Source organism: SAR86 cluster bacterium (assembly GCA_029268615.1).
In the GTDB taxonomy this organism is placed as follows: Bacteria; Pseudomonadota; Gammaproteobacteria; order Magnimaribacterales; family Magnimaribacteraceae; genus JAQWNM01.
In genome coordinates this window covers 121300-146842 of sequence record JAQWNM010000005.1, presented here as the reverse complement: position 1 = coordinate 146842, position 25543 = coordinate 121300, and the positions used below count along the sequence as shown (strand labels likewise).

The following is a 25543-nucleotide window of genomic DNA, read 5'->3' as shown; positions in this document are numbered from 1 at the left end:
TTTTTAGTTGTATGAGGCTAATTTAGGATAGGGCTTCAAAATACCCTTCTTAGTTGATAACCCCGAAGAATCAAATTTATTAATTGGAACTGAATCTGGAGTTTCATTTTTTTCAACCCAATTTTCTAAAATTGTTAACATACTCATTTGATCAGGAAGGGCTGAAGGAATTTCCCAACAATGTCCCATGCCTGGAACAAGATACAGCTTAAAAAAATCTGTAACATTTTCCTTACCCATAGTTTTTATAACCTCTTGATAATATTTAATAGACTGTTGTGGCAGTACGAGTGGATCAGCAAGCCCATGCCACATCAATAATTTTCCACCTAAGTTTTTAAACTTTGAAAGATCCGGTTTCATTGCATCTAAAAGACTACTTTGAGGAACTAATAACTCTGGATCTGAATCAAAATTAAAACTTAGAGCTAAAAAGGCTTCATCATCCTCCGGCAATCCAAGGTTCGGCAAAAACCCATTAGCAAGTAGTGTTCCTGGTCCTTTAGTATCATCACTATCCAGGTACCAGTGGGCAAGATATCTCTCACTTCCAGGATTAACGCCATAAAACAACTTATTATTTTTTGAATCAACTGGACCATCATAGATTTTTCTTAAAGCATTTTTTTCTTGTGAAGTTAAACAAGTACTATTACTTTCTTGTAAACAATTTGGAATATCTTCTAGAGTAATATTACATTTTTGAGGAGCTTGAATTATCCCATCCAATTTACCATCCCAGTGATCACATTGAGTAATTGCATTTTCTTCAAGCATTATAAGTTTGGATTGAAATGCTTTATTTAAAATTGGAAAACCTTGTTCATCCGTATTTGCCTGCACTAGCCAACTTCCAAAAATCCCTCCATTTTTTGTTAAATTTAAAACTGGACATCCTGCAATAATTCCATCAAATAGATCTGGGTATTCTTGTGCTGCCTTTGCTGCCAATCTCCCCCCATTCGAGCATCCTGAAAAATATGAGAAAGTGGGCTGAGCGTCATAAAAAACTTGAATTAATTCAAGCCCTGATCTATGAGTTAATGGAATTAATTTATGCGCATAAACTTCTTCAGCTTCAAGATTATTTTTAGCCCATGCTGCATCACCTAAATGTTTTCCTTGATGTCCTCCATTTGTAGTAATTGTTGCATAACCTTTTTTTAATGCATGGTTAATTGCATTTGATTGAGTTGACCTGTCTGGTTCTACAAGACCACAAAAGCCACCACAACCAGCTTGAAAAAATTTTCCATTCCATTGCCTTGGGAAGCGTGCTTCAAAGCCAATGTTCGGCTTTATTTCTCCAGTAATTTTGCAAAAGATTGGCAAGTTAACCTCCAAAGAATTGATGGACGCTTGAGAAATTATAAGGTTGCTTGAATGAAAATCATTAAGAGATTCGCATTGCGAAGAAAATAAAAAGTTCGTAAAAAAAATAAGGAAAAAAAAGCTAGTAGCTTTTTTAAATGTTCTAGATGACATTTAAAAAGACGACCTTACTATTTATAGTAAGGTCGAATTATTGATTAGAATTTGTAATCTAATTTAACAGTGATATTTCTAGGCCTATCGTAAATAGCATCATAAGCTGTCCCATCAAGAGCGCCACCAGAAGCTAGTCTTACAAATGTTCTAGCCAAGGGTATTGTTCCGCCAACAACTTTAATACGTTTATCTGTCAAGTTATCTCCAATAAGAGATGCTCTCCACTTACCATCTGAACTTTCTAAACCAAGCACTAGACCAATTTTTGTATAGCCATCTTCTTGTATGTTCTTATCAAGATTAGTAGTAATAAAATATTCTGAGGAGTAATCAATATTTAAGTTAGCATTAAAGACCCAGTTATTTGATAGGACAATTTCGTAATCAAAGCCAGCATTTGCTGTATCTTCAGGTGCAAGAATTACACTCGCGCCAGATCTATCACAATAAATTCCATTTGTAGGAGCTTCGCCATAAGCACATTGACTGTTTTTCCAGTCAGTAAATTCAAAGTTGAGGCTAGCCAAAGAGGCATAAAATTCTAAGCCATCTGTTATTAGATATCTTCCTTGCATTTCAAAACCATCTAGTTCTGCAGCTGCAGCATTTCCTACTTTAAAGCCTAATACACCATCATACACACTCGTTTGAAGATCCTCATACTCTGTACTGAAATAAGTAAAATCAAATTGGGCTCTATCAGATTTCATCTTATAGCCCCATTCAATATTAGTGGCTTCTTCTTCTTCAAACTCCCATCCACCTGCACTAGAGATAAGAGGTGTCCCAGGTATTGAATTACCTCGAATATCAAAACCCCCTGCTTTAGAACCTTGTGTGTATGAAACATACATTTGAGAGTCGTCAGATAGGTCATAACTTAATCGAACCATTGGATCAAAAGAGCTCTCGCTTCTGCTACTCGCTACGCTATGAGGACCAACATTCAAAACGGCTCCCCATAAAATATTTAATAATGGTGAATTTTCTAATGCTGATCCTGTTCCATCTATGGTCAAGTCTCTGCTTCCATCTTTGTCTTCGCTTGAATATCTTGCACCCACTGTTAATCTCCAATTATCATTTAGATTAAAATCAGCTTGACCGAAAACAGAATACATATCCGAGGATTGTGCATAAATCCTATCCCAATTTGTTCCAACTAAGAAAGATACTGGAGGCCCTGCCAGGGCAAGAAAAGATCCCAATGGTACATAATCAGTTACATCAACATCTGCAGTTTGAAAATATGCACCAACGATGTAATCTACATTTTCACCGCCAACTGAAGTGTATCGAATTTCTTGAGACCACTGATCATACTCTTCTGTTTGGTTTGTTCCATCCAGGATATTTAGACTCACATAATCAACGTCAAGCACTTCATATGAATCGTATTCAACATGTCCTGTGATTGAAGTCAGGGTGCCACCACCATCCATTGGATAGTTAGCAGTTAACACAAAATTATCCATAGAATTTTGACTGAAGGTTTCTCCACTCGATCTAACCCAGTTTTCAGTAGTTTCAACTGCAATCGGTCCAGCAAAGACTAGTCCATAGCCATCTTGAGCAGCAATCGCCTCCATGGCATAACCCACGGAATCAAAATCTGCTTGCTCAACTTTTAAGTTGAAATCCACATCTCCTGATGTCCAAGCGAGTTGACCTCTTATATAAGTCTCATCTCTTTGAGGCTCAATTCTTTTCATTTTCTCATTTGTAATCCAGCCATCCATTTCTCTGGTTGAAACAGTTAATCTACCAAGTAGGTTTTCTGATAGTGGTCCTGAAAGCACTAATAGAGTCTGAGATTCATCATGTTCAGACTCAAATGAAGTAGAAAACTTTCCTTCAAATTCTTCAGTAGGTTTTGCAGATGTAATACTTACAACCCCACCAATAGCGTTTTTACCAAAGAGGGTAGGCTGAGGGCCTCGCAGCACTTCGACTTGCTCTAAATCAACAAGCGGAGTTCTAGCAAGCTGGCTTCGAGGGTAACTAATTCCATCAAAGTTCAATGGTACTGATTGTTCAAACCCTTTGTTTGCACCAGAACGAACGCCTCGAATGGAAATAGAGGTATCGATTTGAGTTTCTGCAACTATGAAATTAGGCACCGACGTAGAAAGTGAACTGAGGTTATCAACACTTCTATCCTCAATAGCCTCACCATCAATTGCTGATACAGAAATTGGCACATCCTGAAGGCTTTGCTCTCTTATCTGTGCTGTCACTACAATTTCTTCAAGAATTTCAGTAAATGTAATGGGTGATGAAATTAAAAGTATGACACCTAAAGCTAAGTTAACTATATATTTGTTATACATATTTTTTCCTATTTGATGGATAATTACTATTTATAATAACTAAAGTTCATTATAAGTCCAAGCAAGGTAAAAATAAATAAAGATATATCTGTAAAAGAAACCAATGAAAGACTAATAAGTATTAAACAGCAACCTATTAGACCTTTTTAATTGCAACAGTATGATGAATTAAATAGTTACACAAATGTTACACACTTTCTTCGTGTTTATGAAACCTCTTATTTATAAGGATTTTAAATTGGGCTGTTATTGAGTGGGAATGATAAATCTCAGGAAATTCATAATATATAGTTCAATAGCATTATTAATTATTGTTTCCATCTATGGTTTGCAACCATTTAATCAATTCATAGATGCTGATAAAACTTTGGTTGAAGAGTCAGGAGTTTATGCTACTCAAGTTATTAGATTACCTGATGCAACCTATCTAGTTGCTGTGAGAACTCCAATGCCTGAAGTCACAGCAGGCATGGTTCGTTGGTGGTTTTCTGATTTCCTTCAGACAACAGAGCATTATAAGTGGTGGCATCCTAAAGATCACTTATGGATGGATTGGGAAAATAAAGAACCAGGAGAAATCAAAGGAGCTAGCCATTTGGTGCATGAATATATTGGAGAGGATTTATCACAGCTTAGAATACAGTTTGTTAATTCTTCTGAGTTCTTTGGTTATGACGCTAATGATGAGGAGACATTTGTTATTTGTGCAAGAGTAGGTTTACTTGATGAAGAAATGAATATAGCAAAAATGTGTCATGTTGTTAGAAATACACTAAATGGGGCAGAAATGAGATCTAGATTTTGGTTAGGACATATTGCTAAGCGTGAAGGTAACAAAACTATTTCATCGTTAATGGGCTTTATTGGAAATATGGCTTTAACTCGTCTACTTGTTCTTAATGAACAGAGGGCAAAAGATTTAAAGCGGCATGCAGAGGAAGAAATGAAATATTTAGCAGAATTACTCCCATCTCTCTATGGTTCAAACAATTAGATTTTAAGGATTTTGACAAAGATAAAGTAACATAGGAATTGCTGGTGTTGAAATTATCACAGATAAAGATGGAGTTATTTGGACTTATGATGTTAATACCAATACAAATTACAACTCTGCTGCAGAAGAAAAAGCAAAAGTAAGCGCCCCACTTAAAATAGCTTTGTACCTGCAGTCACTTCAATCTTAAAAAATAAATTAAACTTAAACCACATAGTTAAAGTGAGTTAAAAAAAGAGTAAGATATTATTTAATAATGAAAATACTTGATGTCAGATAAAGAATTTACTACCACAGACATTCTTAATTATAAGATTTACAGTGAACCTTCGGTATTTCAACCTACTAATCTTTTAAGAGAGTCAAGAAGACAGAATGGAATACCCTTAGGAGAGGTACCTAGAGTTTGCATTTTAGATCCAGATGGCAATTTGGTAGATTATCTTAGAAATAATAAAAGGGCTGTATTAAATAAATATTGGGCATGTTATCACTCGTTTTTATATACGTTTGAAATTAATGGATTAGCAGTAGGGATAATTCCTCGAGCCGTAGGGGCATCTTATGCAGTATTAATTGCGGAACAACTTTTTGTATCTGGATGTGAACTCTTAATCAGTATTACTTCTGCGGGTATTGTTAAGGATTTAAATGTAGAAAAGCAATTTGCTTTGATTACTGAAGCAATTAGAGATGAAGGAACAAGTTATCATTATTTACCTGGAGAGGAACCGTCTGATCTTTCTCAAAATTTATTTAATAAATTAAAAAATAGTGGGAATTTTTGGCAGGAAGCAAAAAGTTGGACTACTGACGCTCCTTATAGAGAAACTCAATCAGCACTAGATGCAATGAAGAAAAATAATGTAATCTGTGTAGAAATGGAGGCATCCGCGTTGTATGCATTTGCTAAAGCAAAAAATCATGATGTTATTTGCTTTGCTCATCTCACTAATAAGATGGCTCAAGAAGAAGGTGACTTCGAAAAAGGAGAAGATTTTGGAAGCTTAGAAATGGTGAAATTAATTGAAGAAGTTCTCAAAAAATTGAGCAAGTGATTATATTTAGATGCAAATTATTTTAGCCACTCATTAGGAGAAAAAAAGATTATAGATTTTAAATTAGATAATAGTTTTGCAAATAACCTAGAAGATTTTTATGTTTCTTGCAAGGCTGTTCCTGTTGTATCTCCAAAAATTCTTTATTTCAATTATCAATTAGCTAATGAACTAGGTTTTGATCTTAATGAATCAGAAGTTATATCAAGTCAGGCTATTTTTTCAGGACAGGAAGTTCCGCTAGGAGCAAAACCTATTGCTCAAGCTTATTCAGGTCATCAATTTGGGGGCTTTTCTCCTCGGCTAGGGGATGGGAGAGCTCTGCTTTTGGGGGAAGTAATTGATGCTAAAAAGAATCGTCGAGACATTCAGTTAAAAGGATCTGGCCCCACCCCATTTTCTAGAGGTGGAGACGGAAAATCTGCTCTAGGTCCTGTATTAAGAGAATATTTGCTCAGTGAGGCCATGCATAAACTGAGTATTCCAACGACAAGAGCCTTAGCCGCTATATCCACTGGTGAAAATGTTTATAGAGAAACTCCTTTGCCCGGAGGTATTTTAACAAGAGTTGCATCTAGTCATATCAGGATAGGTACTTTCCAGTTTGGAGCTACACTTGGTGATGTTGATAAATTAAGATCGTTAGCAGATTATTCAATAGCTCGACATTATCCTGAACTAGCAGAAGCAGAGAACCCATATCTTGGATTTTTAAAAGCAGTTAGTAATTCTCAAGCATTATTGGTTGCTAAGTGGATGAGCATTGGCTTCATTCATGGTGTAATGAATACTGACAACATGACTATCTCAGGAGAAACTATAGATTATGGGCCATGTGCTTTTATGGATTCATATTCAGCAAATACAGTTTTTAGTTCTATAGATGCTCAAGGTCGATATGCTTTTGCAAATCAGCCATTAATATTGTCTTGGAATCTCACTAGGTTGGCCGAAACTCTTATACCATTAGTTCATGAAGATGTTGATCGAGCGGTTGAATTATTAAAAGAAGAAATTGAAGATATTTATCCTCTTTATGAGAAATACTGGTTGTCAGAGATGAGATCAAAAATAGGTTTATCCACAGAAGATCCTCATGATCTAGAATTAATAAATGATCTTTTATTAATTATGGAGGAAGGTCATGCTGATTTTACTTTGGTATTTAGAGGCCTATCAAAGAGCTTACTCGGTAAAAAAGAGTCTTTACAAAACTTATTTGATAATCCTGCCCTTTTAACTCCTTGGTTGAAACGATGGTATAAAAGAATAGATGCAGATAAAATTAATTTGGAAAGTGTTGCAAAAAGTATGAATCAAGTTAATCCTTTATATATACCAAGAAACCATAAAGTAGAGGAGGCCCTAAGTGCAGCTTCTACTAATTTAGATATGGGTCTTTTTTCACAATTAGCAGATGTCTTGAATCACCCCTTTGATGAGATTAAAGGACAAGAGAGTTATGCCTTGCCGTCACCAATTTCAGATATTAAATATCAAACTTTTTGCGGAACTTGAGATTTATGCAAGCTAATTGGAAACATCACTTCGCTCAAATTAATGATATTCAGATGCATTTTGTCGAGGATTCTTCTAATCACAAAAGTGAATTATTACCTGTCATTTTCTGTCACGGATTTCCAATGTTATGGTTTAGTTGGCATCGCCAAATCCCTGTTCTTGCACAAGCAGGCTACAGAGTAATCGCCCCATCTATGCGAGGAATGGGAAGGACAGATAGTCCTCAAGACCCTGAAGAATATAGCATTAAGAAAATTACTGCTGATTTAATTGGTTTGTTAGACCATTGCAAGATTGATAAGGCAATTTTCGTCGGAATTGATTTTGGTTCCTTTGCAATTCAAGATTTAGCTTTAAGATATCCAGAACGAGTAAGTTCAGTAATATGTTTAGAAAATCCTGCAGCTCCGCATAATCCAAACAAATCACCTTTAACAGAATACGCAGAAATGGGCGCTGAACATTTTCTTCATATTGAGTACTTTCGAAATCCTCCTCGTGCAGATATAGAGTTAGCAGCTTCTCCTAGAGAATTCCTAAAAAAAGTTATGTGGATACTTAGTGGGCAAGCAAATTATTTTGACGTTTTTAAACATCCGCCAGGAACAAGTTATATAGATGCTATGCCTGAACCTCCACCACTTCCTTGGGATTGGCTAACTGAAACAGAGTTTGAATACTTTGTAGCAGAATATAGTCAATCAGGTTTTACGGGTGGTCTTAATTGGTACCGTTCTATGGACTTAAAATGGGAGGAACGCAAAGCCTTTGAAGGTGTTGAAAGTCAAGTAGATGCTTGGTTTATAGGCAGTGAAAAAGATGTTGATCTAGAAGGTTTTCATGGCGATGATCCTATAGGATTAATGAGAGCAATTTTTCCAAAATTACATGAGATAACTATGATACCTAGTGTGGGTCACATGATTTCATTAGAAGCTTCAGAAGAACTCAATAAAGTTTTATTAAGTTACTTAGAAAAGATTCATCAATTATGATCTTTAGAAAGGTTTACATTAAGATTACTTTTCTAAAATGTAATTAATTAAAACCTTTGTGTGGCTGATTAATATCATATAATCAAAGGAAATTGATTTAGAAAAAGGAGAGAAAATATGTCTACTATTATGATTGTCGGTGCATCACGAGGAATTGGTCTAGAACTTACTAAACAATATGCCGATGCAGGTGATAATGTTATAGCATGCGTTCGTGATAATGGAGTGGCACCTAAACTTGATGAGATAGCTGCTAATGCTCAAAATATTACTATAGAACAACTAGATGTTGCGGATCCTGATTCCATAGAATCTGCATCTAAGAGCATTGGTGATATAGCCATAGATAGTGTGATTATTGTTGCGGGTGCTTTAGGTGGTGAGCATCAATCAATTGATGACATAGATATAGAGGAGTGGCATAGAACACTCGATACCAACACTATTGGTCCAATGAAGATTGCCAGTAGTTTTAAATCTAATCTGGTTGCTTCAGGCAATGGAAATCTAATGATTCTTTCTAGTCAGCTTGCAGCATCTACCTGGCCTTTAGGTGGAAGTTATATATATTCCTCTACAAAGGCAGCAGTAAGCAAAGTAGGCCAGATTCTTGCAATTGATTGGGTTGAAGATCCTATTATTGTTTCAATTATGCATCCGGGATGGGTTCAAACTGATATGGGAGGACCTCATGCTGAAATAACAGCAGAAGAAAGTGCTTCAGGTATTCGTAATGTAATTTCAAGCTTAACCAAAGAAGATTCTGGTAATTTTTATAAATGGAACGGAGAAATTCATCCTTGGTAGTTCTTATTTATCTGCGTTGATCTAGAAAGCAGGTTCAATAAAATAATGATTTGATGGTACCAACCGCTAAAATTCTTCTTTTAGGTTCTGGTGAATTAGGTAGAGAGTTTGTGATTTCTACCAAACGCTTGGGTTGTTATGTCGTAGCGTGTGATAATTATGAAAATGCTCCTGCTATGCAGTTAGCCGATCAGTCAGAAGTTTTTTCTATGCTTGATGCCAAAGCATTAAGCGAAGTAATAGAAAAGCATCAACCTGATTTTATTGTTCCAGAGATAGAGGCTATCCGAACAGAAGTTTTAGTAGATTTTGAGTCTAAGGGTTTTTCTGTAGTTCCCTCAGCTCGAGCTGCACAATTGACCATGAATCGAGATGCTATTCGTGACCTAGCTTCCTCTCATCTGAACCTTGTTACCTCTAGTTATTTATATGCAGAAAGTTTAGAAGAATTGAAAGAGGTTGTTAAGGAGCTTGGCTTGCCTTTAGTCATCAAGCCTGTCATGTCATCTTCTGGCAAAGGACAAAGCACCTTAAGTCATGAGGAAGAAATAGAATCCGTATGGGAATATGCAGTTTCAGGAATGCGAGGAGATAGACTTCGAGTTATAGCGGAAAAGTTTATAGATTTTGATTATGAGATAACTTTGCTAACTGTTCGTGCTAAAGATGGTATTCATTTCTGCCCTCCTATAGGACATCGTCAAGAACGGGGAGATTACCGCGAAAGTTGGCAACCAGCTTTTATGAGCGAATCTGCACTGTCCTTAGCTCAAGAAATGGCAGCTAAGGTAGTTGATGAGCTTGGAGGTTATGGACTCTTTGGAGTTGAATTTTTTGTGAAGGGAGATGAAGTCATTTTTTCAGAACTTTCACCCCGTCCTCATGACACTGGGATGGTGACTTTAATTTCACAAAGTTTAAATGAATTTGATCTGCATGCTAGAGCAATATTAGGATTGCCTATTCCAGATATAACTCTTTTTGGAGCTTCCGCTAGCGCTGTTTTGCTCGGAGAGCAAGATTCAGAAAGCTTCACGATTTCAGGAATTGATTCGGCTTTATCTTTTAATAACCAATCTTCGCATATAGATATAAGAATCTTTAATAAACCCTTAACACGTCCATATCGAAGAATGGGAGTGACCCTTGCAAGAGTGGATGAAGGTGACATTGAATTAGCTCGGAAACTTGCTCTAGGGGCAGCAGAGAAACTAAAAATTAAATATTTCTAACAAAGAATATTAAAAATAAATTGAGATAAGAAAATGAAAACAAGAGCCGCCGTTGCCTTTGAAGCAGGAAAACCATTAGAAATCTGTGAAGTTGATTTGGATGGGCCTAAGGAAGGAGAAGTTTTGATTGAATTAAAAGCAACAGGAGTGTGTCATACAGATTATTTCACTTTAAGTGGCGATGATCCAGAAGGAGCTTTTCCAGCTATATTAGGACATGAAGGAGCTGGAGTTGTTCTTGATGTGGGACCTAATGTCAAAGAACTGAAGATTGGTGATCATGTTATACCTCTTTATACGGCTGAATGTCGTGAATGTGAATATTGTTTAAATCCTAAAACTAATCTTTGTCAGGCTGTAAGAGTTACTCAAGGTCAAGGACTTATGCCCGATGGGACAAGTAGATTTTCTATAAATGGCAAACCCTTACTACATTACATGGGCTGTTCAACCTTCTCAAATTATAGTGTACTTCCTGAGATTTCTTTAGCCAAAGTCCGTAAGGATGCACCTTTCGATAAAATTTGCTACATAGGATGTGGCGTTACGACAGGAATAGGTGCCGTAGTTTTTCAAGCAAAGGTTGAGATTGGTTCAACTGTGGCAGTATTTGGTTTAGGCGGAATTGGTCTCAATGTAATTCAAGGTGCTAAGTTGGCAGGAGCTAGTCAGATAATTGGTATTGATTTGAATGCAGATCGAGAAACTCTTGGCCGGAAATTTGGCATGACAGATTTCATAAACCCCAAAGACATAAATAATGTTCCAGATCATATCATTCAAATGACAGGGGGAGTGGATTATAGTTTTGAATGTATTGGGAATGTTGATGTTATGCGGCAGGCTCTTGAGTGCACTCATAAAGGATGGGGAGAGTCATTCATTATAGGAGTTGCTGGAGCTGGGCAGGAAATATCTACTCGTCCTTTTCAGTTAGTCACCGGACGGTCATGGAAAGGAACTGCATTTGGAGGTGCGAGAGGAAGGACCGATGTCCCTAAAATAGTAGATTGGTATATGGAAAACAGAATAAATATAGATGATTTAATTACTCATACCATGCCGTTAGAAGAAATAAATGATGCATTTGATCTTATGCATGCTGGAAAGAGTATTCGCTCTGTAGTGGTTTACTGATTCTTAATTTATGGATATAGAAAAAGTGAGTTTAAATGTTATGTTTGACGGAGAGCAATTAAAGTTCAAACATAAGTCTAGCTCCCTCGAGTGTTCGATGACTTTTTCTATCTACCTTCCACCCCAAGCTAAAATTCAAGATGTACCCATAATCTACTGGCTTTCAGGATTAACATGCTCTGATGATAATTTTGTTCAAAAATCTGGTGCTCAGAAATATGCAGCAGAGAATGGAGTTGCGATTGTTTGCCCTGATACGAGCCCAAGAGGAGACAGCGTTCCAAATGATCTTGAAGATTCGTATGACTTAGGTTTAGGAGCTGGTTTTTATGTTAATGCTACTCAAGAACCCTGGACTAAGAATTACCATATGTATGATTATGTAACCACCGAACTTCCTAATGTTTTAAAAAATAGTCACTTACCTTTACAAGATAATAACTGTTCAATTATGGGCCATTCTATGGGGGGTCATGGAGCGATAAATATAGCATTAAAAAATCCTGGAAAATATAAATCTGTTTCTGCAATGGCTCCTATTTGTAGTCTCATAAACAGCCCTTGGGGTCAAAAAGCTCTTGAAAATTATATAGGTCCTGATCGTAAAAATTGGGAGCAGTATGAAAGTTGTTTATTAATCTCTAAGTCTGAAGAAAAACTTTATTTATTGATAGATCAAGGGCAGGATGATGAATTTTTAGAGAATCAACTTAAGCCTGAGTTATTAAAAGAGGCCTGTAGACGGGCAAACTATCCCTTAAAATTACGTTTTCAGCCAGGTTATGATCATAGTTATTTTTTCATCGCTAGTTTTATAAATGATCATATTAAGCACCATCAAGAGTTTCTTTTTTAAATCCTTCTGTTTAATAAAATTAAAGTTAGAATAAGCGCAATTAAAAATTAATTTATTATGAATTTTTCGAATCCTGATTTACTAAAGAATCCTTACCCGCATTACAAAAAATGGCGAGAAGAGAAACCAATATGGTGGGCAGAAGATATAAATGGTTGGGTGCTAAGTAGGTATGAAGATGTAAGATTTATCCTTAAGGATGCAAAGAAATTTTCATCAAACTCTATGGGAGAAATGGATCAACAGGCTATGGCGTTACCTTTATTGACAGATGATCCTCCTAGGCACACTCAGTTAAGAGCTATTGTTAATAAAGCTTTTACCACTAAAACACTGAAAGATATGGAAGTTGAAGTTGTCAGTTTGGTGGATAAATTATTGGATGATATGGCTGGCAAGAAGCATATTGATATATCTTCTGATTTTACCATCCCCCTTCCAGTTCACATCATCGCTCGATTAATGGGGATACCTGAAGATAGAAAAGATGATTTTAAGAGATGGTCAGATGCATTGACTGGAACAGGACAAGCTACAGAACTGCAAGATAGACTTCCCGACATAATGGAGATGGCAGAATATTTTCAGTCTCTAATCCCAGAGCGTCGAAAGAATCCAAGTAATGATCTTTTTAGTAAGGTAGTAAATGCTGAACTAGATGGAGCAGGTATTAGCGATCAAGATATAGTAGGTTTTAATATTCTATTATTAATAGCAGGCAATGAAACTACAACTAACTTGCTTTCTAATTTATTAGATTATCTTTCTTTGCATCCCGAAAAGTGGAAAGAACTTCGTGATAATCCAGAAAAAATCGACGCGGCAGTAGAAGAAACTCTTCGGTTTGATGCACCTGTGCATTGGGTTAATAGAAAGGCAACCGTTGATATAGATTTTCATGGGCAGAAAGTTAAAAAAGGAGATATTGTTTATGCAATCCTTGGTTCTGCAAATAGGGATGCTAATCATTATGATCAACCCGACACTTTCCTACTGAATCGAGGTAAAAGTGATCACCATACCTTTGGTTATGGTATTCATTTTTGCATCGGTGCTCCTTTAGGAAGAATGGAGGCACGTTATGCTTTAGAGGGTCTGTTTAAAAGATATAAGAGCATAAAACCTAGTGTTTCTGGGAAGAATGAACGTACTCATTCAAATATGCTTAGAGGTTTCCATCATCTTTGGTTAGAAGTAGAAGAAAATTAAATTGTCAAAAAAAACTCAGGTTCCAGTAATAGATTTCAAGGAGGCTAATAACAGTGATTCTCAGCTCAAGTTACTAAATTTAGCTTGCAGAGATCATGGTTTTTTTCTTTTAAAGAATCATGGCATGCAAGAATCCATAGATCGCATGTGGACCGCTTCAGAAAGGTTCTTTTCTTTGCCGAGAAACGAGAAATTGAGGATTCTTAGAACAGAACATAAACCTCTAGGATATTATGATAGAGAGTTAACAAAAAGGAAAAGAGATCTAAAAGAGGTTTTTGATTTTATGGATCCGAAATCAAATAAGGATGATTATAATCAATGGCCTCAAGATGAAAGTTTTAAGCAAGCTATGAACTTTTTTTTTAACGATGCTTCTTTAGTAGCTAATCAAACCTTAGATTTAGTATTTAGGTCCTTAGTGCATAGTAAATTAGACCTTCCATCAGGCAACTCTGATATGAGCACAGTTAGATTGAATTATTACCCAGTCAGCGATCCCTTAAAGGACGATAGTATTGGTGAAATTTCAGAATTAGGTGAAATGGCTCTTAATCATCATACAGATCCTGGGATTCTTACTTTACTTCTTCAAGATATGACCGGAGGATTGCAAACATTTTCCCGCCAAGATGGTTGGATAGATATTGTCCCAAAAAAAGATACCATTGTGGTTAATTTAGGAGATGCAATGCAAGTTTGGACAAATGATCAATATTTAGCTGCTATGCATAGAGTCTCAAAAAGAACTAATAAATCTAGATACAGTACTCCTTATTTTTACAACCCATCAAGAGGTGAAGTCTTAAAACCTATTAAAGGAATTTCAGAAGAGGAAGACCATTATAGCTCTTTCATATGGAAAGATTATATACAGGGAAGAGTTGATGATAACTATTCAGATTTAGGAGAGGATGATATTCAAATATCAAAGTTTAGGATCACTTGAATGACAGTCTTACAGTAAACATTGGAGTTAAAATGAAAAATATTTTTCCTGGAAGATATACTGCAGAATTTAAAGAAAAAATAATAGTTTTTGTCATAGGTATGAGAGTCAACAGACTATTTGCTTTGCATAAGTGGTTATTACCTACATTTAATACATTGAGGTTATGGGTTCATTTAAAAACAAACCCACCAAAAGGTTATCTTTATGGTTATTTGTACTTATACTGGAGAGGAATTGGTATGATGCAATATTGGCAAGACTTCACTGCCCTGGAAACCTTTTCCCATGATAAAAATCAACCCCATTATAAAGCTTGGAGTCAATTGGCGCTTCAAACAGAATGTGATAATACTTTTGGCTATTGGCATGAGACTTATGAAATAAATCCAAGCAGTACAGAAGCAATATATGGCAGTATGCCTAGGTTTGGTTTAGGGGCTGCTAGTAAACATGAAAAATTAAAAAAAGAAGAAGATTCAGCTAGAAGTAGATTAGAAAAATCATAAAATTCTTAGATGGATGTTTTGTTATATTTAAAAAATGAGGACTAAAATATGAAAGCTGTAGGAATTATGGAACATGGAGGGCCTGAGGTGCTAGAGGTTATTGAAGTGCCAGAGGTGAAAGCAGGTCCTGGGCAAATGAGAATTCGTAATTATGCAGCAGCAGTTAATCCCACGGATATTGTTGTTCGAAATGGAATGTTAGCAGAGTTACAAAAGAAAAACCCACCTCCTTATGTTCCGGGAATGGATGCAGCAGGAATAGTAGATCAAATTGGAGAGGGGGTTGAGACCGATATTAAAGTTGGTGACAAAGTAATGGCTATGGTTGTACCAAGAGGTAATTATGGAGCTTACCGAGAGCAAATAATCTTAGACCAGAACGCAGTAGTTAGAGCTCCTAAAGATACTACTTATATAGAAGCTTGTACGCTTCCTATGAATGCTTTAACTGCAAGATTATCTTTGGACTTACTTAGCCTTAAGGAGGGGCAGGTACTTGCTGTTACTGGCAGTCCAGGAGCTTATGGGGGTTATGTTGTTGAGCTTGCTAAGGCAGATGGATTGATAGTAATTGCTGATTCTAGTGAGTCAGATGAAGAGCTTCTTAAGTCCCTCGGAGTAGATCTTATAATTCCTAGAGGAGAAGGTTATGCAGAAAAAATAAGACAAGAATTTCCAAATGGCGTTGATGGGATAGCTGATGGAGCTTTACTAAACGAGCTAGCTATTGATGCAGTAAAGGATGGAGGTTCTTTTACATCTGTTAGAGGTTTTCAAGGCAAGCCACAAAGAGATATAGAATTTACAGCCACTTGGGTTACCACATATGATTGTAGAATCGATCTTCTAGATACCCTCAGACAACAAGCAGAAGATGGTATTCTTACTCTGAGAGTCGCTGATTCAGTCTCTAGTAACAATGCTTCTGAGGCACATGAAAGGCTAGAAGCAGGTGGGACAAGAGGTAGAATGGTAATCGAATTCTAAAAAAATTGACATTACCTATGAGTATAAAAAAATTAAACATATTAACTAAGTTAGTATTTTTCTCTTTCATTTTTTCATTATCATTGGAAGGTAAAGAAATATTAAAGATAGATTATTCTGGCCCTGTAACTGATTGGAAATCTTATGGATCTAGTTCAGGAGGTGGTCATTTTAGTATTGCCAATCAAGTGACTAAAGAAAATGTTCGTATGTTGGAAAAGGCATGGGAATATAGATCCGGTGATTTTAAGAAAGCTTCAGATGGTGGACTCCCAAGTTACTGGGGAGTTACCCCTATATTAGTTGAAGATACTCTCTTTGCCTGTACTACTTTGAATAGAATGATTGCTCTTGATCCTGCAACTGGAAAGGAAAAATGGAGTTTCAACCCTAAAGTAGATGTTAGTAAAATAGTTGTAGTTAATTGTCGAGGAGTTAGTAGTTGGCAATCTAAAGAATCTAAAGGAAATATTTGTGACCATCGAATTGTTATGGGAACTTTAGATGGTCGTATTATTGTTGTTGATGCAGAAAATGGAAAACCTTGTGAAGATTTTGGTAAAAATGGTCAGGTAGATTTAAAGGAAGGGCTTGGTCAAGTATCTGCAGGGGAGTATTCGGTTACTTCGCCACCAGCTATAATTGGTAATAAGATTATTGTAGGAGCTAATGTTTTAGATCGAATTCATAATAACATGCCAAGCGGTGTGGTGAGAGCCTACCATGTAGTAACTGGAGAACTTCTTTGGTATTGGAATGCAATACCTCCAGGCACAAAATCTACTTTTGACGAGCAAGGTAAGCCCTTATTCATAAGAGGGACTCCTAACGTATGGTCTATCATTTCTGTTGATAAAGATAGGGATCTAATCTTCTTACCCACTGGCAATACTTCAACAGATTTTTTTGGAGGAATGCGTGAGAATTTAGATTTCTTTTCTAGTTCTGTTGTCGCTTTAAATGCAACTAATGGTGAACTTGTTTGGCATTATCAAATGGTTCATCACGATATTTGGGATTTTGATACTCCAGCACAACCAACACTTTTTAATTTTGAAAGAGATGGAAAGATTATTCCAGCATTAGCGCAACCAACTAAAATGGGATTACTTTTTTTATTAAACAGAGAAACAGGCATCCCCTTATTTCCTGTTGAAGAAAGGCCAGTTCCTCAAAGCGGTTTTGTTGAAGGAGAATACCTTTCTCTAACGCAACCTTTTCCTACAATTCCAGAGCCTTTACATCCATTAACCCTCGAAGCTAATGATGCTTTTGGCTTTACATTCTTGGATAAAGGATCGTGCAAAAAACAAATCTCTTCTTTGTTAAATGAAGGAATTTATACTCCTCCATCTCTTCAGGGAAGTTTATTTTATCCAAGTGATTATGGAGGAAATAATTGGGATACTCCGGCCATAGATCCAGAGCGTAAACTTATTATTCTTAATACAAGATTAGTAGCATCTAATCTTAAATTGATTCCGCGAAAAGATTGCAAAGATTATCCTAATGCTGGTATTCAGGCTGGAACTCCATATTGTGTTTCCATAACTCCTCTTCTGTCACCATTAGGGGTACCTTGCGCTCCACGACCTTGGGGAAAGCTTAGTGCAATTAATTTTAATACTGGAGATTTAGTATGGGAGCGTCCTTTTGGAAATTTAGAAGGATTAGCACCTTGGCCGATATCAAAATTAAAAGGACCTCCAAATATTGGTGGAGCTGCTTTAACATCCAGTGGTTTAACATTCATTGCTTCTACTACGGATTCTTATTTTAGAGCTTTTGATACAGATACTGGAAAAGAGTTATGGAAAACGAAATTGCCCACTGGTGGTCATGCAAATCCAATGACTTACAGAGCAGGTAAAAACCAAAAACAGTATGTAATTATTACTGCAGGAGGTCACCTTAATCCTGCTTTTAAAGAACCAATGGGTGATTATTTGATTGCCTATGCTTTGCCTGATGATTAATTTCTATGAAAATATCAATTGGTATAAAATGGCTAACTATCGGAATAGTGATGTTCAGTTCTTTAATTATTCCTATGGTTTTATTAGAGAGTCCTCTTGCGCAATATGGAGAAAAAGTCTTACTTTGGTCTAAAGACAACTATTTTTTAATCTCTCTAGTAGTTATTTTTGCTCTTACCGCAGATGTCTTTTTACCAGTCCCAAATGGACTAACAAATACACTAGCTGGAGCAACTTTAGGCTGGACTTTAGCTTCTTTTGTAGTTTGGATAGGTCTAAATCTTGGCGCTATTTTTGGCTATCTGATTGGACGTTTTGCGGCCAGACCGTTAGTTATAAAACTGATAGGCAAAAATAATTTATTAAAGTCAGAGGGATTATCGAAAGAATTTAGTACTTTTGGTTTAATCATATCCAGACCAATACCTGCTGTAGCTGAAATTATAACTTTAGCTGCGGGAGTTAGTAAGGTGCCTTTTACTAAATTTTGTTTTGTTGTAGGAGTAACAAATATAGGTGTGGCTATAGTTTTTTCAGGTTTAGGTGCAGCTGCATTAGCTTCAAATTCAGCTTCTTTAGCTTTTCTCGGCGCAGTTTTTTTACCTTTAATACTGTATTTTATGTACAGAAAATTTTTTTAAAAAGAAAAAATTATTGTCAGAACACTAAAAAAGAGTTAATTTTGTTCTACTGTCTTGCTGAATTGGACGATATTATCGGACACGATATTGGAGATTGATGATTCGGACGCTCAGTTTTATTATTAATTTAATTATTAAGTTAACAAATTTAACTTTGGAGCAAGATATGAAATTATTTCTAATATTATCAAGTTTAGTTGCAGGCCCTTTATTTGCTGCTTCTGGAGGAGATTTAAATGCTAGCGATTATGTTGGCGTATCATTTTGGCTGGTTACAGCTGCACTTTTGGCTTCTACCGTTTTCTTTTTTATTGAGAGAGATAATGTTGGTGATAAATGGAAAACGTCTCTTACGATTGCAGGCCTTGTAACTGGTATAGCTTTTTGGCATTACCTATATATGCGTGGAGTTTGGATCGATACTGGAGAGACGCCGACGGTATTTAGATATATTGATTGGCTTTTAACTGTCCCTTTATTAATGGTGGAGTTTTATCTAATATTAAAAGCTGTTACGGATGTTGCAGCCTCTCTATTCTGGAAATTGTTTGTGGGATCATTAGCAATGCTAATTTTTGGGTACATGGGAGAAGCAGGACTAATGTCAGCTCTTCCAGCATTTATTATTGCTAGTTTATTCTGGATTTATCTTATCTATACGTTATGGATGGGAGAAGGAAGATCAGCTGTAAGTACAACAAGCCCATCTGTTCAAACTACTTATAACACTATGATGTGGATCATAGTAGTTGGTTGGGCTATTTATCCGGCGGGATATGTTTTTGGATATCTTTTAGGAACTGTTGATGCTAGCTCTTTAAATTTAGTATATAACCTTGCAGATTTTGTTAATAAAATTCTATTCGGATTGGTTATTTGGGCTGCTGCTATAGACGATAAACAGAGTGCTTATGGTTAAATAATAGCAATTATTAAAAAGAGGATCTATGATCCTCTTTTTTTATCTCGTTATTAAAAATTTATTTTATAAATTCTCTGGTGATCTTTCCTTAAATAGTAAAGAATTACACTGTGTTTATTTAATGTAGGAAAATCTAATGGGAGATTATATCTATCCGGGAATTTTAAGCTGTATAGCTTTATTAGTTTATTATTTTACTTTATTAAAATCGGGTACTTCCCGAAAGAAGTTTGAGATATCTGCTCCTTTACATGAAGGTCCAGATGAATATCTAAGGATTGTAAGAGCTCATCAGAATACTCTTGAACATTTAGCCATCTTTCTCCCAGGATTATGGTTATTTGCATTTTCAGTGGACCCAATTTGGGCTTCAGTCATAGGGATATTTTGGCCAATTGGAAGGTTGTCTTATGCTTTAGGGTATTATCAAGAAGCAGAAAAAAGGATTCTAGGTTTATATATCAGCATGCCGCCAATCTATATTTTTATAATTGGATCCTTAATTAGCTTTTTGATGGATATCTTTTTATTATAATTATTTGACTTCTATTGAACTCTAACTATATATTGCTGCGAAAATCTAAATATAAGGGGAAGAAATGGACAAAGTACTAGTTACTGGTGGAACAGGTTTTATTGGTCTGCATTGCATACAACAACTTTTAGATCAGGGGTATTTTGTAAGAACAACAATTAGATCAGAAAGCAGAAAAGAAGAAGTTATGAAATCTATGAAGAAATATTCTTCAAATTCTGAAAACCTTGAAATAGTTATAGCAGATCTTTTAATAGATCAAGGTTGGGATGAAGCTGTTAATGGTTGTAAATATGTCTTACATGTAGCTTCACCTTTTGTATTGGAAGTTCCTGAAGACGAGGGTGAATTAATTAAACCCGCTGTTGAGGGTACACTAAGAGTCCTTAAGGCTTGTAGGGATAATAAAATAGATAAAGTTGTGCTAACTTCTTCTGCTGCGGCTATTGGATATGGCCATGAAGAGAAAAAGGAATTTGATGAAAGTGATTGGTCTAAAACCAAAGGGTCAATTAGTGCTTATGCAAAAAGCAAAACTCTGGCAGAGAAAGCTGCATGGGATTTTATGGACAATCTTTCATCTGAAGAAAAGTTTGAACTTTCAGTGATGAATCCGGTGGCAGTAACTGGTCCTATGCTTACAGATGATATTGGCACTTCTAATTCTCTTCTTTTACAGCTCGTTAGCGGAACTATGCCGGCTTGTCCTAAAATTCATTTAGGATTCGTGGATGTTAGAGATGTAGCTAAAGCTCATATTTTTTCCATGACATCAGATCAAACAAATGGGCAAAGAATTATTATTTGTGAAAAAGAAATGTTCTTTGTAGAGGTAGGAAAAGTACTAAAGGAGGCAGGGTTTAAAAAATCTCCTACTAAGGAACTTCCTAATTTTCTAGTTAAAATTATGTCTATTTTTATTAAGCAGCTTGGTGGTATGGTTCCATCATTAGGAAGACAAATTCATTATAATAGTAAAAAAGCTCAAGATATATTTAACTGGAAATATATATCTGCTGAGGATTCAGCTATAGAGTCTGCTAAGCAATTAGAATCTATGGGTTTACTTCCATAGTTGTGTTTGATACATAAATGGAAAAAAGAAAATTTAAACCATTCGGAGAGATAAGTTCTCTTTCGCTAGGCGGAGGTGGACTCGGCCAGATTTGGGGTGAAACTACTAGAAAAGAAGCTATAGAGACAGTGAACTCTGCAATTGAAAATGGAATAACTCATTTTGATGTTGCGCCAATGTACGGAAAAGGGGAAGCTGAGAGGGTAATTGGAGAAGTCTTCAAAGGAAGATCTATAGACAATGTTTTTTTTACAACAAAATGCAGATTAGGGAGACTTCCAGATAATCAAGTTTATGATTATTTTAATAAATCATTAACACGAAGTCTTGATGAGATGAACATGCAAAGAGTAGATTTATTTTTGCTTCACTCACAGTTAATAGAAGACGATTTCGTACTTTTTGCTAATAATGAATTTCGAGATCATAACTCCACTACTCTAAGCTCTTATTATAATGCTGTAATACCTGCACTTGAAAAACTTAAGAAAGAGGGGAAGGTTGGAAGTTGGGGAATTGGAGGAATTGGACAAAATAAGGCACTAATTCAGGCTATAAACTTTGAAGTGCCTCCAGAGGCTATACAGTGTGTGATAAATCCACTTAATTCGGCCGGCGCCATAGGTTATGCAGATGAAGCATACAACCCTAGTCGTATATTTAAAGAAGCCTGCAAGAATGAAATACCTACTTTGGCAATTAGAGCAGTCCAGGCAGGTGCACTAACCACATCAATGGATAGAGATCCTCATGAATCAGGATATGATCAATTAGATTTTGATGATTATCTAAAAGCTCAACCCTTTAGAGATATTTCTAAAGAATGGAATGAAACTCCAGCTAAATTAGCACACAGATATGCATTGAGTATTGAAGGTCTTTCTTCAGTGATCCTGGGAGTAAAAAATAGAAAAGAGTTATATGAGTGTCTTGATGCTGAGAAAGATAAGAAACTTACCTCAATAGAAATACAAACTTTACAAAATTTATTTCGATAAATGAAAAAATTTCTAGTAGGTATTCTATTTATATCCAATCTTTTAATGGCAAGTAATGCCTTTGTAAATACTAATAATGTTGCACATGATAAATCTTTTCAAGATTTTATTAAATGGACTTTCTCCGGTAAAAACCCTAAAAGAGTAAAAATAGAAACCTCTCAAGAATGGAAATCTTTAGATGAGAGCTCTAAGGATTATGCTGTTTGGATAGGACATGCTACGTTTCTCCTCAATTCAGGAGGCATAAATATACTTACTGATCCAGTTTTTTCAAAGCGAGCATCCCCAATAAGGTTTGCAGGACCAAAACGTTTAATACCGCCAGCAATTTCATTAGAAGAATTGCCAAAGATAGATGTGATTACAGTCAGTCATAATCATTATGACCATCTAGACATAGCAAGCTTAAAAAAGCTTTTTAGGCTAAACCCAGATGTTGTTTTTTTAGTTCCTAAGGGAGATAAAAAATTGCTCACTAAAAAAGGAATAAAGAATATTCAAGAATTTCTTTGGTGGGAGAAAACTGAAGTTAAGGGTACTGAATTTATTTTTACGCCTGTCCAGCACTGGTCTTCTAGAGGTATTAGAGACAGAAATAAAAGCCTTTGGGGTGGATGGTTTATGAAGTCCTTGGAGCGTAGTTTGTACCATGCTGGAGATACAGGATATTCTCAAGATTTTAAAGAAACTCGAAATAAATTAGGTTCTCCTGATATTGCTATGATTCCAATTGGAGCTTATGACCCTCAGTGGTTTATGAGTTTTAGTCATGTCAATCCATCTGAAGCAATTAAAATAGCTAAAGATTTAGGAGTCCCTAGATCCTTTGGGATGCATTGGGGCACTTTTATCTTAACTGACGAAGATGTTTTAGAGCCAAGTGAATTGCTTAAACTTGAGAGAGAAAATTTAAATCTTTCAGAAGATTTTTTCAGCACGCCATTGCCAGGGGAAATAATCCTGTTATAGATTATCTTCATAGATGAATTATCATTGATTAATATTTAAAACCTAATTAAGTTTAAGAGGAGATTATGAAAGGAATAGATTTTGCTAATAAGGTTGTTTTAGTAACTGGAGGTGGTGCAGGAATCGGACGTTCAATTTCAGAAACATTTAGTGAGTTAGGTGCAAAGTTAATCGTAGCCGAATTAGATAAAGACAGATGCCAGGATATTGAAATAAATTTCAAGAATAAAGGAGTAGATGCCTTAGTGTCTAATACTGATGTTAGAGATGCAAAAGCAGTAAAAGAATTGTTAAAAGAGGTTGAAACTCGATATAAGAAGCTAGATGTCTTAGTTAACAATGTCGGAGATTTCTTGGGACTAACAAAACCTTTCACAATGTTTACTGATGAAGAAATTGATGCACTTTATGCCACTAATCTTAAATCTATGTTTTTTGTTACAAGGTCAGCAATCCCATTGTTAAAGAAGCATGGTGGGCTAGGTGCAAGCATTATAAATATCTCTTCTATAGAAGCTTTTAGAGGAATACCAATGGCAACAGTTTATTGCAGTTTCAAGCATGCAATCACTGGATTCACTAAGAGTTTAGCTGTTGAACTCGCTCCTAGTAAAATACGGGTTAATGCGATAGCTCCTGAAACAACTGAAACAGCTCAAGTAAGTCCTTCACAATTAGTTGCTGAGGAACACCAAGATCATGAAAAGCGCTGGATTCCCTTGGAGAGATTTGGAAAACCATCAGATGCAGCTGGCTGTGCCCTTTTTTTAGCTTCTGAATTATCAGCTTGGGTTACAGGGACAACAATTAATTTAGATGGAGGAGCTCTTGCTGCCGGAGGTTGGTATCGTGACCCAAATAATTTCTGGACAAACGTCCCTGTTATTACAGGTAACGGATTTAATTTTTAAATGAAGACATCAAACAATCAGGTTTCAATTCATTGGTTTAGACAGGATCTTAGATTGTTAGATAATCCTGCACTTTTTTCTGCTGTGCAATCTGGAAGGGTTCTTCCAATATATATTTTAGATGATGTGAATTCTGGAGATCATAAAATGGGTTCAGCTAGCAGGTGGTGGCTTTATAAATCTTTAACTAATCTTAATTTAAGCTTAAGCAATAACTTAGAATTTTATAAAGGTAATCCTCAAATAATATTGAATGAGTTAATTTCAAAATATCATGTGAAAGAGATTTTTTGGAATAGATGTTATGAACCTTGGAGGATAAAAAGGGATGCAGAACTAAAGCATATTCTTGAGCAGCAAGATGTTTTGGTAAGAACTTTTAATGGATCTCTTCTTTGGGAGCCATGGAAAATATTAAAAAAAGATGGAAGTCCTTATAAGGTTTTTACGCCTTTTTATAAGAAAGGCTGTCTCTATGCTAAAGTTCCTAGGACTCCATTACCATGCGCATCCATAGATTCTTTAGTTGCAGATAAAGATAATCAGATCACGATAGATGATTTAGACTTATTGCCAAAAATAAAATGGTATCAAGATATGGAAAAGCTTTGGGAGCCAGGTGAAAAGGGTGCAAAAAATAAAATTAATACTTTTATTTCTGAAGGTCTTTCAGAATACAAAGAAGGTAGAAATTTTCCTTCAAAGAAAAATGTTTCTCAATTATCCCCGCATCTTCACTTTGGAGAAGTATCACCCAACCAAATTTGGTATGATGCTAGATCTCAAGAATCTAAGCATGGGATTGAAGATAGTCTAAACCATTTCTTAAGCGAATTGGGTTGGAGAGAATTTTCATATAATCTTCTTTACCATTTTCCAAAACTTCCTACAGAAAATTTACAAAAGAAGTTTGATAACTTTCCATGGACAGCTAATGGGGAATTTATAAATAGATGGAAAAAAGGTTTAACTGGCTATCCTATAGTAGATGCAGGGATGCGAGAACTTTGGAAAACTGGATATATGCATAATCGTATTAGAATGGTTGTAGGTTCTTTTTTAGTAAAGAATTTATTATTGCATTGGCATGAAGGTGAGAGATGGTTTTGGGATTGTTTAATAGATGCTGACTTAGCAAGTAATAGTGCTAGTTGGCAATGGATTGGAGGATGCGGAGCTGACGCTGCTCCTTATTTCCGTATCTTTAATCCTGTAACACAAGGACTAAAATTTGATGCAGAAGGAGAGTATACAAAGAAATATATTCCTGAGCTAGAAGCCATGCCAATTGAGTTTTTATTTAATCCATGGGAAGCACCTAAGGATATTCTAGAAGAAGCTAATATTGTTTTAGGTAAAGATTATCCAGAGCCTATAGTTGATTTGAAAGAGTCTAGAGAAAAAGCACTAGAAGCTTTTAAAAGTATCAAAGTAAACTGAA

At 35.8% G+C, this 25543-nt stretch carries 23 protein-coding genes; 21 read left to right on the top strand and 2 right to left on the bottom strand.

Annotated features, from left to right (window positions below):
• Positions 1 to 3: 3 nt before the first annotated feature.
• Together P8J93_02235 and P8J93_02230 are read right to left on the bottom strand one after the other, a co-directional pair.
• Positions 4 to 1485: a tannase/feruloyl esterase family alpha/beta hydrolase gene (locus P8J93_02235; GenBank protein ID MDG2060619.1), complete on the bottom strand. Its 1482-nt coding sequence runs from the start codon at positions 1483 to 1485 to the stop codon at positions 4 to 6.
• A 44-nt stretch (positions 1486 to 1529) separates the two neighbouring features.
• Positions 1530 to 3818, bottom strand: a complete 2289-nt coding sequence (locus tag P8J93_02230; GenBank protein MDG2060618.1) for a TonB-dependent receptor — start codon at positions 3816 to 3818, stop codon at positions 1530 to 1532.
• Between the two features lie 259 nt (positions 3819 to 4077).
• On the opposite strand from P8J93_02230, the gene P8J93_02225 reads away from it, so the two are divergent.
• The 21 genes from P8J93_02225 (at position 4078) to P8J93_02125 (ending at position 25542) form a co-directional block, all read left to right on the top strand.
• A complete protein-coding gene (locus P8J93_02225; GenBank protein MDG2060617.1) occupies positions 4078 to 4812 on the top strand; it encodes a hypothetical protein in 735 nt (244 codons plus the stop codon).
• A 269-nt stretch (positions 4813 to 5081) separates the two neighbouring features.
• Positions 5082 to 5870 carry a nucleoside phosphorylase gene (locus tag P8J93_02220; GenBank protein MDG2060616.1) on the top strand — a complete coding sequence of 263 codons (789 nt, stop codon included), beginning with the start codon at positions 5082 to 5084 and terminating at the stop codon, positions 5868 to 5870.
• Between the two features lie 48 nt (positions 5871 to 5918).
• Entirely contained in the window at positions 5919 to 7388 is a 1470-nt protein-coding gene (locus P8J93_02215) for a YdiU family protein (protein ID MDG2060615.1), read from the top strand.
• Between the two features lie 5 nt (positions 7389 to 7393).
• Positions 7394 to 8386 carry an alpha/beta hydrolase gene (locus P8J93_02210; GenBank protein ID MDG2060614.1) on the top strand — a complete coding sequence of 331 codons (993 nt, stop codon included), beginning with the start codon at positions 7394 to 7396 and terminating at the stop codon, positions 8384 to 8386.
• 117 nt (positions 8387 to 8503) lie between these two features.
• Positions 8504 to 9193, top strand: a complete 690-nt coding sequence (locus P8J93_02205) for an SDR family oxidoreductase (protein MDG2060613.1) — start codon at positions 8504 to 8506, stop codon at positions 9191 to 9193.
• A 53-nt stretch (positions 9194 to 9246) separates the two neighbouring features.
• A complete protein-coding gene (gene purT, locus P8J93_02200; GenBank protein ID MDG2060612.1) occupies positions 9247 to 10425 on the top strand; it encodes a formate-dependent phosphoribosylglycinamide formyltransferase in 1179 nt (392 codons plus the stop codon).
• Positions 10426 to 10458: 33 nt separating this feature from the next.
• Positions 10459 to 11562: an S-(hydroxymethyl)glutathione dehydrogenase/class III alcohol dehydrogenase gene (locus P8J93_02195; protein ID MDG2060611.1), complete on the top strand. Its 1104-nt coding sequence runs from the start codon at positions 10459 to 10461 to the stop codon at positions 11560 to 11562.
• 10 nt (positions 11563 to 11572) lie between these two features.
• A complete protein-coding gene (fghA, locus tag P8J93_02190; GenBank protein ID MDG2060610.1) occupies positions 11573 to 12418 on the top strand; it encodes an S-formylglutathione hydrolase in 846 nt (281 codons plus the stop codon).
• Positions 12419 to 12475: 57 nt separating this feature from the next.
• Entirely contained in the window at positions 12476 to 13627 is a 1152-nt protein-coding gene (locus tag P8J93_02185) for a cytochrome P450 (protein MDG2060609.1), read from the top strand.
• A gap of 1 nt (position 13628) precedes the next feature.
• Positions 13629 to 14576 carry a 2-oxoglutarate and iron-dependent oxygenase domain-containing protein gene (locus P8J93_02180; GenBank protein ID MDG2060608.1) on the top strand — a complete coding sequence of 316 codons (948 nt, stop codon included), beginning with the start codon at positions 13629 to 13631 and terminating at the stop codon, positions 14574 to 14576.
• Positions 14577 to 14608: 32 nt separating this feature from the next.
• Entirely contained in the window at positions 14609 to 15085 is a 477-nt protein-coding gene (locus tag P8J93_02175; protein MDG2060607.1) for a DUF4188 domain-containing protein, read from the top strand.
• Positions 15086 to 15133: 48 nt separating this feature from the next.
• Entirely contained in the window at positions 15134 to 16072 is a 939-nt protein-coding gene (locus tag P8J93_02170) for an NADP-dependent oxidoreductase (protein ID MDG2060606.1), read from the top strand.
• Positions 16073 to 16089: 17 nt separating this feature from the next.
• Positions 16090 to 18048, top strand: a complete 1959-nt coding sequence (locus P8J93_02165) for a pyrroloquinoline quinone-dependent dehydrogenase (protein ID MDG2060605.1) — start codon at positions 16090 to 16092, stop codon at positions 18046 to 18048.
• 5 nt (positions 18049 to 18053) lie between these two features.
• Positions 18054 to 18689 carry a VTT domain-containing protein gene (locus P8J93_02160; GenBank protein MDG2060604.1) on the top strand — a complete coding sequence of 212 codons (636 nt, stop codon included), beginning with the start codon at positions 18054 to 18056 and terminating at the stop codon, positions 18687 to 18689.
• Between the two features lie 166 nt (positions 18690 to 18855).
• On the top strand, positions 18856 to 19608 hold the full coding sequence (locus P8J93_02155) for a bacteriorhodopsin-like (GenBank protein ID MDG2060603.1): 753 nt from the start codon (positions 18856 to 18858) through the stop codon (positions 19606 to 19608).
• 139 nt (positions 19609 to 19747) lie between these two features.
• Positions 19748 to 20146 carry an MAPEG family protein gene (locus tag P8J93_02150; protein ID MDG2060602.1) on the top strand — a complete coding sequence of 133 codons (399 nt, stop codon included), beginning with the start codon at positions 19748 to 19750 and terminating at the stop codon, positions 20144 to 20146.
• Between the two features lie 64 nt (positions 20147 to 20210).
• Positions 20211 to 21221 carry an aldehyde reductase gene (locus tag P8J93_02145; GenBank protein MDG2060601.1) on the top strand — a complete coding sequence of 337 codons (1011 nt, stop codon included), beginning with the start codon at positions 20211 to 20213 and terminating at the stop codon, positions 21219 to 21221.
• A gap of 17 nt (positions 21222 to 21238) precedes the next feature.
• Complete coding sequence (locus P8J93_02140) at positions 21239 to 22219, top strand: aldo/keto reductase (protein ID MDG2060600.1); 981 nt, start codon at positions 21239 to 21241, stop codon at positions 22217 to 22219.
• Complete coding sequence (locus P8J93_02135; protein MDG2060599.1) at positions 22220 to 23191, top strand: MBL fold metallo-hydrolase; 972 nt, start codon at positions 22220 to 22222, stop codon at positions 23189 to 23191.
• A gap of 65 nt (positions 23192 to 23256) precedes the next feature.
• Positions 23257 to 24102, top strand: a complete 846-nt coding sequence (locus P8J93_02130) for an SDR family NAD(P)-dependent oxidoreductase (protein MDG2060598.1) — start codon at positions 23257 to 23259, stop codon at positions 24100 to 24102.
• On the top strand, positions 24103 to 25542 hold the full coding sequence (locus P8J93_02125) for a deoxyribodipyrimidine photo-lyase (protein MDG2060597.1): 1440 nt from the start codon (positions 24103 to 24105) through the stop codon (positions 25540 to 25542).
• The last annotated feature ends 1 nt before the right edge of the window (position 25543 follow it).